11 protein-coding genes, 1 tRNA gene and 3 rRNA genes are annotated in these 15,589 nt (G+C 41.5%); 3 read left to right on the top strand and 12 right to left on the bottom strand.

The features are described 5' to 3' along the window. Positions 1-317: 317 nt before the first annotated feature. Both groL and groES read right to left on the bottom strand, forming a co-directional pair. On the bottom strand, positions 318-1,952 hold the full coding sequence (gene groL / locus QQZ16_RS22100; protein ID WP_048716483.1) for a chaperonin GroEL: 1,635 nt from the start codon (positions 1,950-1,952) through the stop codon (positions 318-320). Between the two features lie 72 nt (positions 1,953-2,024). Then, positions 2,025-2,309: a co-chaperone GroES gene (gene groES, locus QQZ16_RS22095; RefSeq protein WP_031540004.1), complete on the bottom strand. Its 285-nt coding sequence runs from the start codon at positions 2,307-2,309 to the stop codon at positions 2,025-2,027. Positions 2,310-2,666: 357 nt separating this feature from the next. Here groES and QQZ16_RS22090 point away from each other — a divergent pair, with 357 nt between their 5' ends. Next, positions 2,667-3,401 carry a CPBP family intramembrane glutamic endopeptidase gene (locus tag QQZ16_RS22090; RefSeq protein WP_048716480.1) on the top strand — a complete coding sequence of 245 codons (735 nt, stop codon included), beginning with the start codon at positions 2,667-2,669 and terminating at the stop codon, positions 3,399-3,401. Between the two features lies 1 nt (position 3,402). Then, positions 3,403-3,624, top strand: a complete 222-nt coding sequence (locus tag QQZ16_RS22085; protein WP_031540006.1) for a YdiK family protein — start codon at positions 3,403-3,405, stop codon at positions 3,622-3,624. Between the two features lie 110 nt (positions 3,625-3,734). On the opposite strand, the gene QQZ16_RS22080 is transcribed toward QQZ16_RS22085, so the two are convergent. Then, entirely contained in the window at positions 3,735-4,403 is a 669-nt protein-coding gene (locus tag QQZ16_RS22080; RefSeq protein WP_031540007.1) for a redox-sensing transcriptional repressor Rex, read from the bottom strand. A gap of 38 nt (positions 4,404-4,441) precedes the next feature. Then, on the bottom strand, positions 4,442-4,927 hold the full coding sequence (moaC, locus tag QQZ16_RS22075; RefSeq protein ID WP_235252719.1) for a cyclic pyranopterin monophosphate synthase MoaC: 486 nt from the start codon (positions 4,925-4,927) through the stop codon (positions 4,442-4,444). A 140-nt stretch (positions 4,928-5,067) separates the two neighbouring features. Between moaC and QQZ16_RS22070 the strand changes: the two genes are divergently transcribed. Next, positions 5,068-6,996, top strand: a complete 1,929-nt coding sequence (locus QQZ16_RS22070; RefSeq protein ID WP_031540009.1) for an ABC-F family ATP-binding cassette domain-containing protein — start codon at positions 5,068-5,070, stop codon at positions 6,994-6,996. A gap of 189 nt (positions 6,997-7,185) precedes the next feature. Here the strand turns inward: QQZ16_RS22070 and tsaD are convergent, their stop codons facing one another. From tsaD to QQZ16_RS22030, 8 genes are all read right to left on the bottom strand, one after another. Then, complete coding sequence (gene tsaD, locus QQZ16_RS22065; protein WP_235252720.1) at positions 7,186-8,223, bottom strand: tRNA (adenosine(37)-N6)-threonylcarbamoyltransferase complex transferase subunit TsaD; 1,038 nt, start codon at positions 8,221-8,223, stop codon at positions 7,186-7,188. After that, a complete protein-coding gene (gene rimI / locus QQZ16_RS22060) occupies positions 8,220-8,666 on the bottom strand; it encodes a ribosomal protein S18-alanine N-acetyltransferase (protein WP_235252721.1) in 447 nt (148 codons plus the stop codon). Before rimI ends, tsaD begins: the two co-directional genes overlap by 4 nt. After that, a complete protein-coding gene (gene tsaB, locus QQZ16_RS22055) occupies positions 8,666-9,382 on the bottom strand; it encodes a tRNA (adenosine(37)-N6)-threonylcarbamoyltransferase complex dimerization subunit type 1 TsaB (RefSeq protein WP_235252722.1) in 717 nt (238 codons plus the stop codon). The genes rimI and tsaB overlap by 1 nt, the downstream gene beginning before the upstream one ends. Next, positions 9,379-9,834 (bottom strand): tRNA (adenosine(37)-N6)-threonylcarbamoyltransferase complex ATPase subunit type 1 TsaE, encoded by a 456-nt coding sequence (tsaE, locus tag QQZ16_RS22050; protein WP_235252723.1) that lies wholly within the window; start codon positions 9,832-9,834, stop codon positions 9,379-9,381. Before tsaE ends, tsaB begins: the two co-directional genes overlap by 4 nt. A gap of 282 nt (positions 9,835-10,116) precedes the next feature. Then, positions 10,117-10,190: transfer RNA gene (locus tag QQZ16_RS22045), tRNA-Met, on the bottom strand. Between the two features lie 20 nt (positions 10,191-10,210). Next, positions 10,211-10,328: ribosomal RNA gene (gene rrf, locus QQZ16_RS22040) — 5S ribosomal RNA — on the bottom strand. 245 nt (positions 10,329-10,573) lie between these two features. Continuing rightward, positions 10,574-13,508, bottom strand: a 23S ribosomal RNA gene (locus QQZ16_RS22035). A 474-nt stretch (positions 13,509-13,982) separates the two neighbouring features. Then, positions 13,983-15,530 (bottom strand): 16S ribosomal RNA (locus tag QQZ16_RS22030). The 16S, 23S and 5S rRNA genes sit together here with 1 tRNA gene alongside, the layout of an rRNA operon. Between the last annotated feature and the right edge of the window lie 59 nt (positions 15,531-15,589).

The raw sequence follows: 15,589 nt of genomic DNA, 5'->3' as shown, positions 1-15,589 counted from the left end.
CATCGACCGAAAAGAAAAATACCCACAAAATTAGTAACAGAAACCGTGCGTCAGAACATGCCATACTTAAATCAAGCGATTGGAAAACCCATTCACTTTGCCTTACAGGGATTAAAAGGTTTTTAAAACTTACTAGTTATAGAAGATTACAATATACTTTTTTACAAGGAACACTAGAAAATAAAAAAGAGGCTTCTCAAAAGTTTACTTAAACTTTTGAGAAGCCTCCGTTGTCTAACTTCAATATTAGCAAAATGTTAGCAAACCACTCTCATCTTACTCCAAAACCCAGTCATACCAAGGGTTTGAGGGCCTTATTACATCATGCCGCCCATTCCACCCATGCCGCCCATATCAGGCATTGCAGCACCTGCGCCACCTTCTTCAGGTTTATCAGCAACTACAGCTTCTGTTGTTAAGAACATAGCAGCTACACTTCCTGCGTTTTGTAAGGCAGAACGAGTAACTTTAGTTGGGTCAACAATACCAGCTTCAATCATGTTTACCCACTCGCCGTTAGCAGCGTTGAAGCCTGTTCCTACTGGTTCGTTTTTCAATTTCTCAACGATTACAGATCCTTCTAGGCCTGCGTTGAATGCGATTTGACGAACTGGCTCTTCGATTGCGCGTAGAACGATGTTTACACCAGTTGCTTCGTCGCCTTCTGCTTGGATAGCAGCTACTTTATTGTATACGTTTAGAAGAGCTGTACCACCACCTGCTACGATACCTTCTTCCACAGCAGCGCGAGTAGAGTTTAGAGCGTCTTCGATACGTAATTTACGTTCTTTTAATTCTGTTTCCGTTGCAGCACCAACTTTTACTACTGCTACACCACCAGAAAGTTTTGCAAGACGTTCTTGTAATTTTTCACGGTCAAATTCAGAAGTTGTTTCTTCTAATTGAACACGGATTTGGTTTACACGTGCTTGGATATCTTCTGTTGAACCAGCACCTTCTACAATTGTAGTAGTTTCTTTTGTGATGACTACTTTTGCAGCGCGTCCTAAAGACTCAATAGAGGTTGTTTTAAGCTCTAAGCCAAGATCTTCTGTGATTACTTGACCGCCAGTTAAAACAGCGATATCTTCTAGCATTGCTTTACGACGATCACCAAAGCCAGGAGCTTTAACAGCTACTGCAGTGAATGTTCCGCGAAGTTTATTTAATACTAATGTAGCATTTGCTTCGCCTTCTACGTCTTCTGCAACGATTAATAATGGTTTCCCTTGTTGAACTACTTGCTCTAATACTGGTAAGATTTCTTGGATGTTCGAAATCTTCTTATCTGTAATTAAAAGATATGGATTTTCAAGAACAGCTTCCATTTTATCTGAATCAGTAACCATGTATGGAGATACGTATCCACGGTCGAATTGCATACCTTCTACTACATCTAATTCAGTAGTGAAACCTTTTGATTCTTCAATTGTGATAACTCCGTCGTTACCAACACGCTCCATTGCTTCAGCGATTAATTGTCCTACTTCTTCATCAGCAGAAGAAATAGCAGCAACTTGTGCAATAGAAGCTTTGCCTTCGATTGGTTTAGAAATAGCTTTTAACTCTTCAATTGCAGCAGCAATCGCTTTGTCCATCCCTTTACGGATACCCATTGGGTTAGCACCTGCTGTAACGTTTTTAAGTCCTTCGCGAATCATTGCTTGTGCTAGAACTGTCGCAGTTGTTGTACCGTCCCCTGCAACATCATTTGTTTTGCTTGCTACTTCTGCAACAAGTTTTGCCCCCATGTTTTCAAATGCATCTTCTAATTCGATTTCTTTTGCGATTGTTACACCATCATTTGTAATAAGTGGTGAGCCATATTTTTTCTCAAGAACCACGTTGCGTCCTTTTGGTCCAAGTGTTACTTTTACAGCATCTGCTAGAGCATCAACCCCACGCAGCATAGCACGGCGAGCTTCTTCACTAAATTTAATATCTTTAGCCATTTTGAAAAACCTCCTCAAGTATTGTTATCTCATGTATTTTTTTATTACGTAATCTCTTATGTTAAAATTGAATTAGCCAATAATAGCTAAAATGTCGCTTTCGCGAAGAATTAGATACTCTTTCCCTTCGTATTTCACTTCAGTACCAGAGTATTTTGAGAAGATAATGCGGTCATCAACAGATACTTCAAGCGCTACACGCTCTCCGCTCTCTAATACGCGACCAGTTCCTACAGCTACTACTTTGCCTTCTTGAGGCTTTTCTTTAGCAGAGTCTGGTAATACGATACCACTTGCAGTTTTTTCTTCTGTTTCAACAAGCTCAATAATAATGCGATCTCCTAATGGCTTTAACAAGTGAAACAACCTCCTCAAATTATATACATTTTATTTTCTTATTAGCACTCAATCACTATGAGTGCTAACACAATTATTATATTAATTAATCTTTTCTCATAATGCAAGAGACAAGACTTATTTTTTCGTAAATTTTTTTCTAGTTTCTATTTCCCTTAGAGAGTATATACGTTAAAGCTTTAAATATTCACACTTTCTATTATTTTAGTTGTTACTATTTGAAACAGAGCACTGCTTATTAGTAGAATAGGAAGTATGATTGTCTCTTTGCTCAAATATAATAAGAACAGATTAACATTGATATATTCCTTTCACACATTTTTTTAAACCTATCAATTATCTAAAGGAGCTTTTATTTTGAAAAAAGAATATTGGATTATTTTAATAACTTACATCGCCATGCAGCTCTCCACTTTTGTTGGAGTTCCGGTCATTCTTTTTATTGCTGGTTTACTTGGATACAATCCAGCTTCCAAAGCGATTCAATTCCAATCTAACATTATTTGGCTAATATTTAGTTTTATCATCGCCTTAATTATCTGTCTTGTTTTGCTAAGAAAGGAAGTCAGTAATCCGATGCGTTCAGATGTAATGAGCATTCCTTCCTCTATTGGGTGGGCAATTGGTGGGGTATTTCTGTCTTTATTTGCCCAAAGCTTTGCCGGAATCATTGAACAGCAATTAGGCATAAAACAAGGATCAGAAAACACAGAACAAATTATGCAGCTTATCAACGCAGCACCTCTTGTGATTATAGTAGTAAGTATTATTGGACCGATTCTAGAGGAAATTGTATTTCGTAAAATCATTTTCGGTTCCCTATATCAGCGATTCGGATTTTTCATTTCTGCACTAATTAGTTCCCTAATCTTTGCAGTTGCTCATAGAGATTTTGTCCACATCCTTCTATATGCAAGCATGGGCTTTACCTTTGCATTCCTATATGTAAAAACCAAAAGAATCCTTGTGCCAATCTTTGCCCATGTCGCAATGAACACACTCGTAGTAATTTTGCAATTAAACTATGACAAAATTATCGAATGGCAGGAAAAATACTCGGGCGTAACACAATTTATTGGAGGATTTTTATAAAATGAGAAGATCACCGTTATTTTCAGGAGTTCTATATATTATTTTTGGAGCTCTTTTTACGTATTTTGCAATCCACGATTTACAATTAAATCAAGAATGGGGATTCTATACGTATTTACTAGTCATCCTGGCAACCTTTGACATCGGATCAGGAATAAAATTAATCAACTTTCACTTTTTCCTGAAAAAAAACCAAACAGATAGAAAAAAGCCGAAACAATGATAGAAAATAATTAAGAGTGGAAATCAACGGGCCACTTTTTAATTCTTTCTAAAAAAAATGCGTGTATAAGAATGTAGTTTCCGCTACACCCTTATACACGCATTTCCTTTTTATTCTTCCGTTTCCTCTGCCTCTACATCTGGCGTAGGATAATGCTTTAAGAAATAAACAAGCGATTGCAGCTCCACAGCCAAATCAATATGATGTACTCTCACATTCGCTGGCACATTTAAGCGAGCAGGAGTAAAATTCAATATTCCTTTGATATTACTCTCTACTAAACGATCTGTAATAATTTGTGCTGCATGTGCTGGTACCGTTAGTATTGCTACTTCAACACCATTCTCTTGCAGAACCTTCTCTAAATCATCCATATGATGAATAGGCACATCGTTCACTAAAGTGCCAATCTTTTCTTCTATAACATCGAATCCTACTTCAATTTTTGTGTTATTATTTTTTAAGAAGTTATATTTCAAAAAGGCAACCCCTAAATTACCAACACCAATTAAAGCTACTTTCGTTAGTTCATCTTGATCTAATGTTTTACGGAAAAATGATAATAAATAGTTTACATTGTATCCATATCCCTTTTTTCCAAGCGCGCCAAAATAAGAGAAATCCCGTCTTATTGTGGCAGAGTCGACCTTCACTGCTTCACTTAATTCAGCAGAAGACACTCTCTGCTTACCTGATGAATGTAAATTTTTTAAAAAACGATAGTATAATGGTAACCGCTTTGCTGTTGCCTGCGGTATTTTCATTACCTCATTATGCATACTTATCCCCTACCTATATTTAAAAATTAGCAGTTATTCTACTGCTCTCTTTTGTAATCGCCATTTTTTCCACCTGATTTCTCGACTAAATAGGTGGGGCCAATTACCATCCCTTTATCCAAGCTTTTACACATATCATAAATCGTTAAAGCTGTAACAGATGCAGCAGTCAATGCTTCCATTTCCACACCTGTACTTCCGATTGTCTTTACGGTTGCGGAAATAATCAATTGAAAATCTTCCGCATCATCTTCCCATTGAAACGATATATCGACACCCTTCAACATAATTGGGTGACACATAGGTATGATGTCAGCTGTTTTTTTAGCAGCCATTATTCCTGCTACTTGGGCAACAGCTAGTACATCTCCTTTTTTTATCTCCTGCTTTGTGATTTTCTCATAAATTTCTTCACTTACTTTAATACTAGATAGAGCAACAGCTATGCGAGCGGTTTCACTTTTTTCTGATATATCAACCATTTTCGCATGGCCTTCCTGATTAAAATGTGTAAACTCCCCCATAATAACACCTCTAAGCAAAATGATACACTATTTTAAAGAGAATGTGTATTTATTATCACTTTTTTCCCATTTCCCCTTTTATTGCAGGATAACATATTTATAGGTTACACTTATGGTACATAATCCCCTGAGGTGAAGAAATGATACTATTACAAGTAAATCAGCTATCTAAGCATTTTGGAGCTGAACTTATCTTATCAAATATAAAATTAGAAGTACAAACGAGAGACCGAATCGCTCTAGTGGGAAGAAACGGCGCTGGCAAATCTACCTTATTGAAAATTATCGCTGGGCAATTATCCTATGACTCCGGTGAAATCATAAAGCCCAAAAATGTCGAAATAGGTTATCTAGCTCAAAACACAGGTTTGGAATCAAGCCTTTCCATTTGGGATGAGATGTTAACAGTTTTCCATGAGCTTCAAGTAAAAGAAAAACATTTAAGAAAACTGGAACAAAAGATGTCCGATCCCAATACAATCGAAAACCCAGATGCTTTTGAGCGAATTTTAAAGGAATATGACCACCTGCAATTTGAATTTAAAGAAAGCGGTGGCTATCAATACGAAGCAGATATCCGCTCCGTTTTACATGGTTTAAACTTTAGTACATTCAATTACAGTACAAAAATCTCTACGTTAAGTGGTGGTCAAAAAACAAGATTAGCACTAGCAAAGCTTCTACTAACTACACCAGATATTCTCATACTAGACGAACCAACAAACCATCTAGATATTGAAACATTATCTTGGTTGGAGCAATACTTGCAAGGTTATAAGGGTGCTGTATTAATCGTTTCCCATGACCGTTATTTCCTTGATAAAGTAGTGACCCAAGTGTACGAAATATCAAGACACCATATTCAAAAGTTTATTGGTAACTATAGCGGTTATCTTGAGCAAAAAGCGGCAAATTATGAGCGAGAAATGAAACTTTACGAAAAGCAACAAGATGAAATTGCCAAACTAGAAACATTCATTCAAAAAAATTTAGCAAGAGCGTCTACTACCAAAAGAGCACAAAGCCGCAGAAAAACATTGGACAGAATGGATAGAATCGATCGTCCAGACGGCAATGAAAAATCTGCTTCCTTCGGCTTTGAAATTACAAAACAAACAGGAAATGATGTATTAAAAATTAATGATCTTTCCATTGGTTATAAAGATAATTCAGTATCTGAGCATATTTCCTTCCAAATAAATAGAGGTGAAAGTGTTGCCCTAGTTGGCCCAAATGGTGTTGGAAAATCAACGCTATTAAAAACAATCATTGATAGGCTGCCAAAACATGCTGGTTCGATAGCACTTGGCTCAAATGTCATGATTGGATACTACGATCAAGAACAAGCAGAACTTACCTCTAATAAACGAGTCCTTAATGAATTATGGGATGACTTTCCACTGACACCTGAAAAAGATATCCGTACTGTCCTCGGCAATTTCTTATTTTCAGGAGACGATGTTTTAAAAATAGTAAATTCATTAAGTGGTGGAGAGAAGGCACGTCTCGCATTATCTAAGCTAATGATGGAAAAACCAAATGTCTTAATTTTGGACGAGCCGACAAACCATTTAGACTTAGACAGTAAAGAAGTACTCGAAAATGCTTTAATTGATTACCCAGGTACCATTCTTTTTGTTTCCCATGACAGATATTTTATTAACAGAATTGCAACAAAGGTGATTGAATTAGATAAGAGTGGATCCACAGAATTCTTAGGCGACTATGATTATTATGTGGAAAAGAAGCTGGAGCAAGCAGAAATTCAGGCATTAGAAGCAAATGCTGCTGTAAAACAAGCACAAAATACAGGGACAGAAGAGAAAAGCTCTTACCAAATGAGCAAGGAAGTGCAAAAATTAGAACGTCAAAGATTAAGAAGAATTGAAGAAATAGAAACAACTATTGAAGAGCTAGAAATAAAAGTATCAGAACAGGAAGCTCTTCTATGCGAACCTGAAATTTTCCAAGATCATGAAAAGGTCTTAGAGTTAAATAAAAGCCTTGAACAGTTAAAAGATCAAATCGAACGATTAATGGATGAATGGACCGAATTATCAGATAAGTAAAAAGTACTGGGTATTTATTTACCCAGTACTTTTTTTCCACATTATTATCCACATATCAAGGATTGTTTTATCAGCTTTCCACATATTTACCCACATTATCCACAAATACATAATGAATTATTCATATTATCCACAACGTGTGTATATAACATCATATTTATTCACAGTGACGCATATAGGGCCAAAGTCTTACTCCATTCCATTGTGGATTGTTATATCTAATCCTGGGTTTCCGTTCAAATCCAATCTTGATCGCTGTCCTTTTTCAAAGAAAATGGTTCCTGCTGCAGCAATCATTGCCGCATTATCTGTACATAAAGCTAATGGTGGTATCGTTAATTTTACGGAATTCATCTTTTTAAACTTATCCACAAGAGCAGTTCTAAGTCCTTTATTAGCAGCAACCCCACCTGCTAATACAACTTGCTTTACTTGGTACTGCTCTGCTGCCTCGACTGTCTTTGATACCAATACTTCCACAACACTTTCCTGAAAGCTAGCTGCCAAATCTTCAGGTCTAATAACTTCTCCACGTTGCTCAGCGTTATGCACAGTGTTGATAACTGCTGATTTCAATCCACTGAAACTAAAATCATAGGTTCCTTCTATCCATGCTCTTGGCAACTTTACAGCAGCAGCATTCCCTTCTGTCGCTAGTCGATCAATATGAGGGCCACCTGGATAAGGAAGATTAAGTGTTCGCGCAACCTTATCATAGGCTTCTCCAGCAGCGTCGTCTCTTGTTTCTCCAATAACTTCAAAATGACCATGCTCTCTCATTAATACTAATTCTGTATGCCCACCAGAAACCACTAGTGCTAATAAAGGGAATTCTAAGTTATCCACAAGTTGATTGGCATAAATATGCCCAGCAATATGATGTACACCCACAAGTGGGATATCATGTGCAAAACTTATTGCTTTAGCAGCATTCACTCCTATTAAAAGAGCTCCTACCAAACCTGGTCCCTCTGTTACAGCAATTGCATCGATTTCTTCATAAGTGACATCCGCTTGGGAGAGCGCTTCTTCTATTACAAGTGTAATTTGCTCCACATGATGTCTTGAAGCAATTTCTGGAACGACTCCACCAAATCTCTTATGACTTTCAATTTGAGAAGCTACAATATTTGAAAGGATTTCCGATCCATTTCTTACAATAGAAACCGCTGTTTCATCACAGCTTGTTTCCATACCCAATATAATCAAATCATTATTATTTTTCATAATTTCACCCACATTACTAAAGCATCTTCTTGATTATCTGTATAGTACTTCTTTCTAATTGCACCGTTTTGGAATCCTAGTTTTCTATATAAATTTTGTGCCACCATATTTGTCACACGGACTTCTAATGTCATAGAAGTAGCACCAAGCTGCCTTGCCTCATCCATTATCTTTGTAAGTAACGTTTCACCGAGCTTTTTTCCTCTGTACTCTGGCAGAATAGCTATATTTGTAATATGAGCTTCATCTACAACAATCCATACTCCACAATACCCGACAAGCCCTTCTTCATGTTGGATTACAATATATTTAGCAAATCGATTTTGTGTTAGCTCATTATAAAAAGCCTCTTTACTCCAAGGAGTAGTAAAAGAAATCATTTCGATTTTAAAAATATCATCGATATCCGCAACTGTCATATAGCGAAATTCAAATGCTGACATTATCCCCTGTCTTCCTTTATCTCTTTTTTATTTGCTTTCAGCCAATTTGCCTCTGCCTCTGCTAACCGTATATAATTAGGTGTAAACATATGTATCGCTTCAGCTGGTCTTGATTCTCCTAACATAGCAAGGATAGAAGGTCTCGGATTAAAATCCACTCCATCTGCTAAATAAGCAAGATCACCTAATCCGTCCTTTAAGATTTCTTCATGAAGAGGTAAATCATTCCCAACAAATAATATGCTTTTCTTCAATGGAGCAAGGTGCTGAACCCAATCTGTAGATAAAATCAATTGATCCTTTTTTATTATTTCCACTTTATTACTTGTAAAATGATATAACCCTGTATAAATCTGTCCTCTTCTAGCATCGAATAGTGGAGACACATAACCATCAAAATATCGTCCTACAGATGCAGCAAGTACTTCTAGGCTAGAAACACCTACTAATGGAATATTTAATGTCCAGGCAAGTGTTTTTGCAATCGTAACCCCAATCCGAACGCCTGTATAAGATCCAGGTCCTTTTGCTACTACAACCTTGGAGAGATCCTTTGGCTTTATATCACATTCCTTCATTAATTGCTCGATCGCAGGCATCGCTCTAATCGAATGGTTCTTTTTCAGGTTAGTGATATATTCCCCAATTACCTTTCCATCTTCATATAAAGCAATACCTAAAACAAAATTTGACGTATCTATTGCTAATATCTTCATTCAAATATCTCCTTACATAATTGCATATAGCGAGAACCTTTAGGGGATAAAACTATTTTCCTTCCTGAAGTGTCGTCATAAAACAATTGAATTTGCAAAAATTCTATTGGCAGTTGGTCCTCAATTAAATGGGCCCATTCCACAACAGTAACTCCATCCCCTTCAAAATACTCCTCAAAGCCTAAATCTTCCTCACTATCCTTTAATCGATAGACATCCATATGATATAACGGTAATATCCCTTGATATTCCTTTATTATTGTAAAGGTTGGACTATTAACCGTTTTAGCTATTCCTAATCCTTTCGCGATTCCTTTTGTAAAAGTTGTTTTGCCAGCGCCAAGATCCCCTTCTAAAGTAATTACATCCCCTGCTTTTAAAAGCAAGCCAATTCGCTCAGCAAAACTAATCGTCTCTTCCACATTATCTGCCTTCCACTCAAAGTTTTTCATAAATTACTCCTAATATAAAATTTAATAATGGTATATCTTTTATTATACTCAATAAACCTATGAGTCTAAAGCAAGTCTCCTTGTTTTTTTGAGGAAACAGAATAGTTTGTCTCATAATCCTAAAAGAAATACAAAATATCCATTCAAATCAATCTATTATACTTTTTTTCATTCATTTATCAGTCTGTTTAACTTAGATATCCACAGTCTCTCCATTTTAGAGGTTCTTAGACGAACAAAAAAATCCTTAGGTTATTCCTAAGGATTTTTTTCATTGTTTGATTGCGGGGACAGGATTTGAACCTGCGACCTTCGGGTTATGAGCCCGACGAGCTACCAGACTGCTCCACCCCGCGACGATATTAAAAATATAAAAGCCTGGCGACGTCCTACTCTCACAGGGGGAGAACCCCCAACTACCATCGGCGCTTTAGAAGCTTAACTTCCGTGTTCGGTATGGGAACGGGTGTGACCTTCTCGCTATCGCCACCAGACTATTTAATTTTTGAGAGTTATTCCCTCAAAACTAGATTATGAAGTAAAGATAAGAAATGAGTAATCTTTCTTAGCTTACGCTAAGATTTATTGTCCAGCTCCAACGCCTATCGCCTATCAAACTTCCGATCATCTCTTTTGCGTAAGTCAACATCGATTCACTTACGTTCATCGTGTTTCCTTTATCGAAAGAACAAGCTCTTCCAGTTTGTACGCCGATAAACAGGCGTTTCCGCTTTTCGTTTTAGTTAAGTCCTCGATCTATTAGTATCAGTCAGCTCCACATGTCGCCACGCTTCCACCTCTGACCTATCAACCTGATCATCTTTCAGGGATCTTACTAGCTTACGCTATGGGAAATCTCATCTTGAGGGGGGCTTCATGCTTAGATGCTTTCAGCACTTATCCCTTCCGCACATAGCTACCCAGCGATGCCTTTGGCAAGACAACTGGTACACCAGCGGTGCGTCCATCCCGGTCCTCTCGTACTAAGGACAGCTCCTCTCAAATTTCCTACGCCCACGACGGATAGGGACCGAACTGTCTCACGACGTTCTGAACCCAGCTCGCGTACCGCTTTAATGGGCGAACAGCCCAACCCTTGGGACCGACTACAGCCCCAGGATGCGATGAGCCGACATCGAGGTGCCAAACCTCCCCGTCGATGTGGACTCTTGGGGGAGATAAGCCTGTTATCCCCGGGGTAGCTTTTATCCGTTGAGCGATGGCCCTTCCATGCGGAACCACCGGATCACTAAGCCCGACTTTCGTCCCTGCTCGACTTGTAGGTCTCGCAGTCAAGCTCCCTTGTGCCTTTACACTCTACGAATGATTTCCAACCATTCTGAGGGAACCTTTGGGCGCCTCCGTTACTTTTTAGGAGGCGACCGCCCCAGTCAAACTGCCCACCTGACACTGTCTCCCACCCCGATAAGGGGTGCGGGTTAGAATGTCAATACAGCCAGGGTAGTATCCCACCAATGCCTCCACCGAAGCTAGCGCTCCGGCTTCCAAGGCTCCTACCTATCCTGTACAAGCTGTACCAAAATTCAATATCAGGCTGCAGTAAAGCTCCACGGGGTCTTTCCGTCCTGTCGCGGGTAACCTGCATCTTCACAGGTACTATAATTTCACCGAGTCTCTCGTTGAGACAGTGCCCAGATCGTTACACCTTTCGTGCGGGTCGGAACTTACCCGACAAGGAATTTCGCTACCTTAGGACCGTTATAGTTACGGCCGCCGTTTACTGGGGCTTCAATTCAGAGCTTCGCGCGAACGCTAACCCCTCCTCTTAACCTTCCAGCACCGGGCAGGTGTCAGCCCCTATACTTCGCCTTGCGGCTTCGCAGAGACCTGTGTTTTTGCTAAACAGTCGCCTGGGCCTATTCACTGCGGCTCTCGCAGGCTTGCACCCGCAAGAGCACCCCTTCTCCCGAAGTTACGGGGTCATTTTGCCGAGTTCCTTAACGAGAGTTCTCTCGCTCACCTTAGGATTCTCTCCTCGCCTACCTGTGTCGGTTTGCGGTACGGGCACCATCAATCTCGCTAGAGGCTTTTCTTGGCAGTGTGGAATCAGGAACTTCGGTACTATATTTCCCTCGCCGTCACAGCTCCGCTTTTATGGTAATGGGATTTGCCTCATTACCGGCCTAACTGCTTGGACGTGCTAATCCAACAGCACGCTTACCCTATCCTCCTGCGTCCCCCCATTGCTCAAATGATTGAAAGGTGGTACAGGAATATCAACCTGTTGTCCATCGCCTACGCTTTTCAGCCTCGGCTTAGGTCCCGACTAACCCTGAGCGGACGAGCCTTCCTCAGGAAACCTTAGGCATTCGGTGGATGAGATTCTCACTCATCTTTCGCTACTCATACCGGCATTCTCACTTCTAAGCGCTCCACCAGTCCTTACGGTCTAGCTTCAACGCCCTTAGAACGCTCTCCTACCACTGACATCATTAGATGTCAATCCACAGCTTCGGTGATACGTTTAGCCCCGGTACATTTTCGGCGCAGAGTCACTCGACCAGTGAGCTATTACGCACTCTTTAAATGGTGGCTGCTTCTAAGCCAACATCCTGGTTGTCTAAGCAACTCCACATCCTTTTCCACTTAACGTATACTTTGGGACCTTAGCTGGTGGTCTGGGCTGTTTCCCTCTTGACCACGGATCTTATCACTCGTAGTCTGACTCCCAAGAATAAGTATTTGGCATTCGGAGTTTGTCTGAATTCGGTAACCCGATGGGGGCCCCTAGTCCAAACAGTGCTCTACCTCCAATACTCTAAATCTTGAGGCTAGCCCTAAAGCTATTTCGGAGAGAACCAGCTATCTCCAAGTTCGATTGGAATTTCTCCGCTACCCACACCTCATCCCCGCACTTTTCAACGTGCGTGGGTTCGGGCCTCCATCCAGTGTTACCTGGACTTCACCCTGGACATGGGTAGATCACCTGGTTTCGGGTCTACAACCACATACTATTTCGCCCTATTCAGACTCGCTTTCGCTGCGGCTCCGTCTTATCAACTTAACCTCGCATGTAATCGTAACTCGCCGGTTCATTCTACAAAAGGCACGCTATCACCCATAAATGGGCTCTAACTACTTGTAGGCACACGGTTTCAGGATCTATTTCACTCCCCTTCCGGGGTGCTTTTCACCTTTCCCTCACGGTACTGGTTCACTATCGGTCACTAGGGAGTATTTAGCCTTGGGAGATGGTCCTCCCTGCTTCCGACGGGATTTCTCGTGTCCCGCCGTACTCAGGATACACTCTGGAGGGAACGAAGTTTCGACTACAGGGTTTTTACCTTCTACGACTGACCTTTCCAGATCGATTCGTCTACCCCGTTCCTTTGTAACTCCATATAGAGTGTCCTACAACCCCAAGAGGCAAGCCTCTTGGTTTGGGCTAATCCCGTTTCGCTCGCCGCTACTCAGGGAATCGCGTTTGCTTTCTCTTCCTCCGGGTACTTAGATGTTTCAGTTCCCCGGGTCTGCCTTCAGTACCCTATGTATTCAGGTAAAGATTCTATCCCATTACGGATAGAGGGTTTCCCCATTCGGAAATCTCTGGATCAAAGCTTACTTACAGCTCCCCAAAGCATATCGGTGTTAATCCCGTCCTTCATCGGCTCCTAGTGCCAAGGCATCCACCGTGCGCCCTTTCTAACTTAACTTAGTTTCGACCAAAGATAAGCGGCGTATCTCTTCGTCAGCTTCCTTACTCTGCTCCTCACGTACTAGCGTACGCTCCGGTGCTCGCTCGGTCGCTTCCTTGACCTACTTGCTTCTCTTTGCTCTCAAATCTTTGAAAGAGTATTCGATTGATACGATTACTTTTCAAAGAAATAATTCTCTAAAATAGAGAATCTAAGATGGCGATTACTCGGTTTCTTTCTTGTTTTTACTATTCATAATCTAGTTTTCAAGGAACAATTTCGGCTAAAGATAAACTTCGCATCTCTTCGTCAGCTTCTTCGCTCTGCTCCTCACGTACTGTTGTACGCTCCGGTGCTCGCGCGTTTGCTTCCTTGATCTACTCGTTTCTCTTTACCCTCAAACTTATTACTGTTTTTGAGGAATTGCTCCCTCAAAACTGAACAACAAATCGTCAACAATCTTTGATGGAATGTACATTCCATTTTCCTTAGAAAGGAGGTGATCCAGCCGCACCTTCCGATACGGCTACCTTGTTACGACTTCACCCCAATCATCTATCCCACCTTAGGCGGCTGGCTCCAAAAGGTTACCCCACCGACTTCGGGTGTTACAAACTCTCGTGGTGTGACGGGCGGTGTGTACAAGGCCCGGGAACGTATTCACCGCGGCATGCTGATCCGCGATTACTAGCGATTCCAGCTTCATGTAGGCGAGTTGCAGCCTACAATCCGAACTGAGAATGGTTTTATGGGATTTGCTAGGCGTCACCGCTTTGCTGCCCTTTGTACCATCCATTGTAGCACGTGTGTAGCCCAGGTCATAAGGGGCATGATGATTTGACGTCATCCCCACCTTCCTCCGGTTTGTCACCGGCAGTCACCTTAGAGTGCCCAACTAAATGCTGGCAACTAAGATCAAGGGTTGCGCTCGTTGCGGGACTTAACCCAACATCTCACGACACGAGCTGACGACAACCATGCACCACCTGTCACTCTGTCCCCCGAAGGGGAACGTCCTATCTCTAGGAGTGTCAGAGGATGTCAAGACCTGGTAAGGTTCTTCGCGTTGCTTCGAATTAAACCACATGCTCCACCGCTTGTGCGGGCCCCCGTCAATTCCTTTGAGTTTCAGCCTTGCGGCCGTACTCCCCAGGCGGAGTGCTTAATGCGTTTGCTGCAGCACTAAAGGGCGGAAACCCTCTAACACTTAGCACTCATCGTTTACGGCGTGGACTACCAGGGTATCTAATCCTGTTTGCTCCCCACGCTTTCGCGCCTCAGCGTCAGTTACAGACCAAAGAGTCGCCTTCGCCACTGGTGTTCCTCCACATCTCTACGCATTTCACCGCTACACGTGGAATTCCACTCTTCTCTTCTGCACTCAAGTCCCCCAGTTTCCAATGACCCTCCACGGTTGAGCCGTGGGCTTTCACATCAGACTTAAAGGACCGCCTGCGCGCGCTTTACGCCCAATAATTCCGGACAACGCTTGCCACCTACGTATTACCGCGGCTGCTGGCACGTAGTTAGCCGTGGCTTTCTGGTTAGGTACCGTCAAGGTACAAGCAGTTACTCTTGTACTTGTTCTTCCCTAACAACAGAGTTTTACGATCCGAAAACCTTCATCACTCACGCGGCGTTGCTCCGTCAGACTTTCGTCCATTGCGGAAGATTCCCTACTGCTGCCTCCCGTAGGAGTCTGGGCCGTGTCTCAGTCCCAGTGTGGCCGATCACCCTCTCAGGTCGGCTACGCATCGTTGCCTTGGTGAGCCGTTACCTCACCAACTAGCTAATGCGCCGCGGGCCCATCTGTAAGTGACAGCGTAAACCGTCTTTCAGCTTTTCTACATGTGTAGAAAAGGATTATCCGGTATTAGCTCCGGTTTCCCGAAGTTATCCCAGTCTTACAGGCAGGTTGCCCACGTGTTACTCACCCGTCCGCCGCTAACTTTAAAAGCAAGCTTTTAAAGTCCGCTCGACTTGCATGTATTAGGCACGCCGCCAGCGTTCGTCCTGAGCCAGGATCAAACTCTCCAATAAAGAGTTGATTAGCTCAAATGCTAAACTCTAGCTTTTTATTACTTGTTGTCATTCTATAA

Origin of the sequence: Bacillus sp. T2.9-1 (assembly GCF_950097965.1) — a bacterium.
GTDB classification, from domain to species: Bacteria; Bacillota; Bacilli; order Bacillales; family Cytobacillaceae; genus Niallia; species Niallia hominis.
Note: the sequence above shows the minus strand (reverse complement) of the source record. Positions and strands in the feature narration are given on the sequence as shown.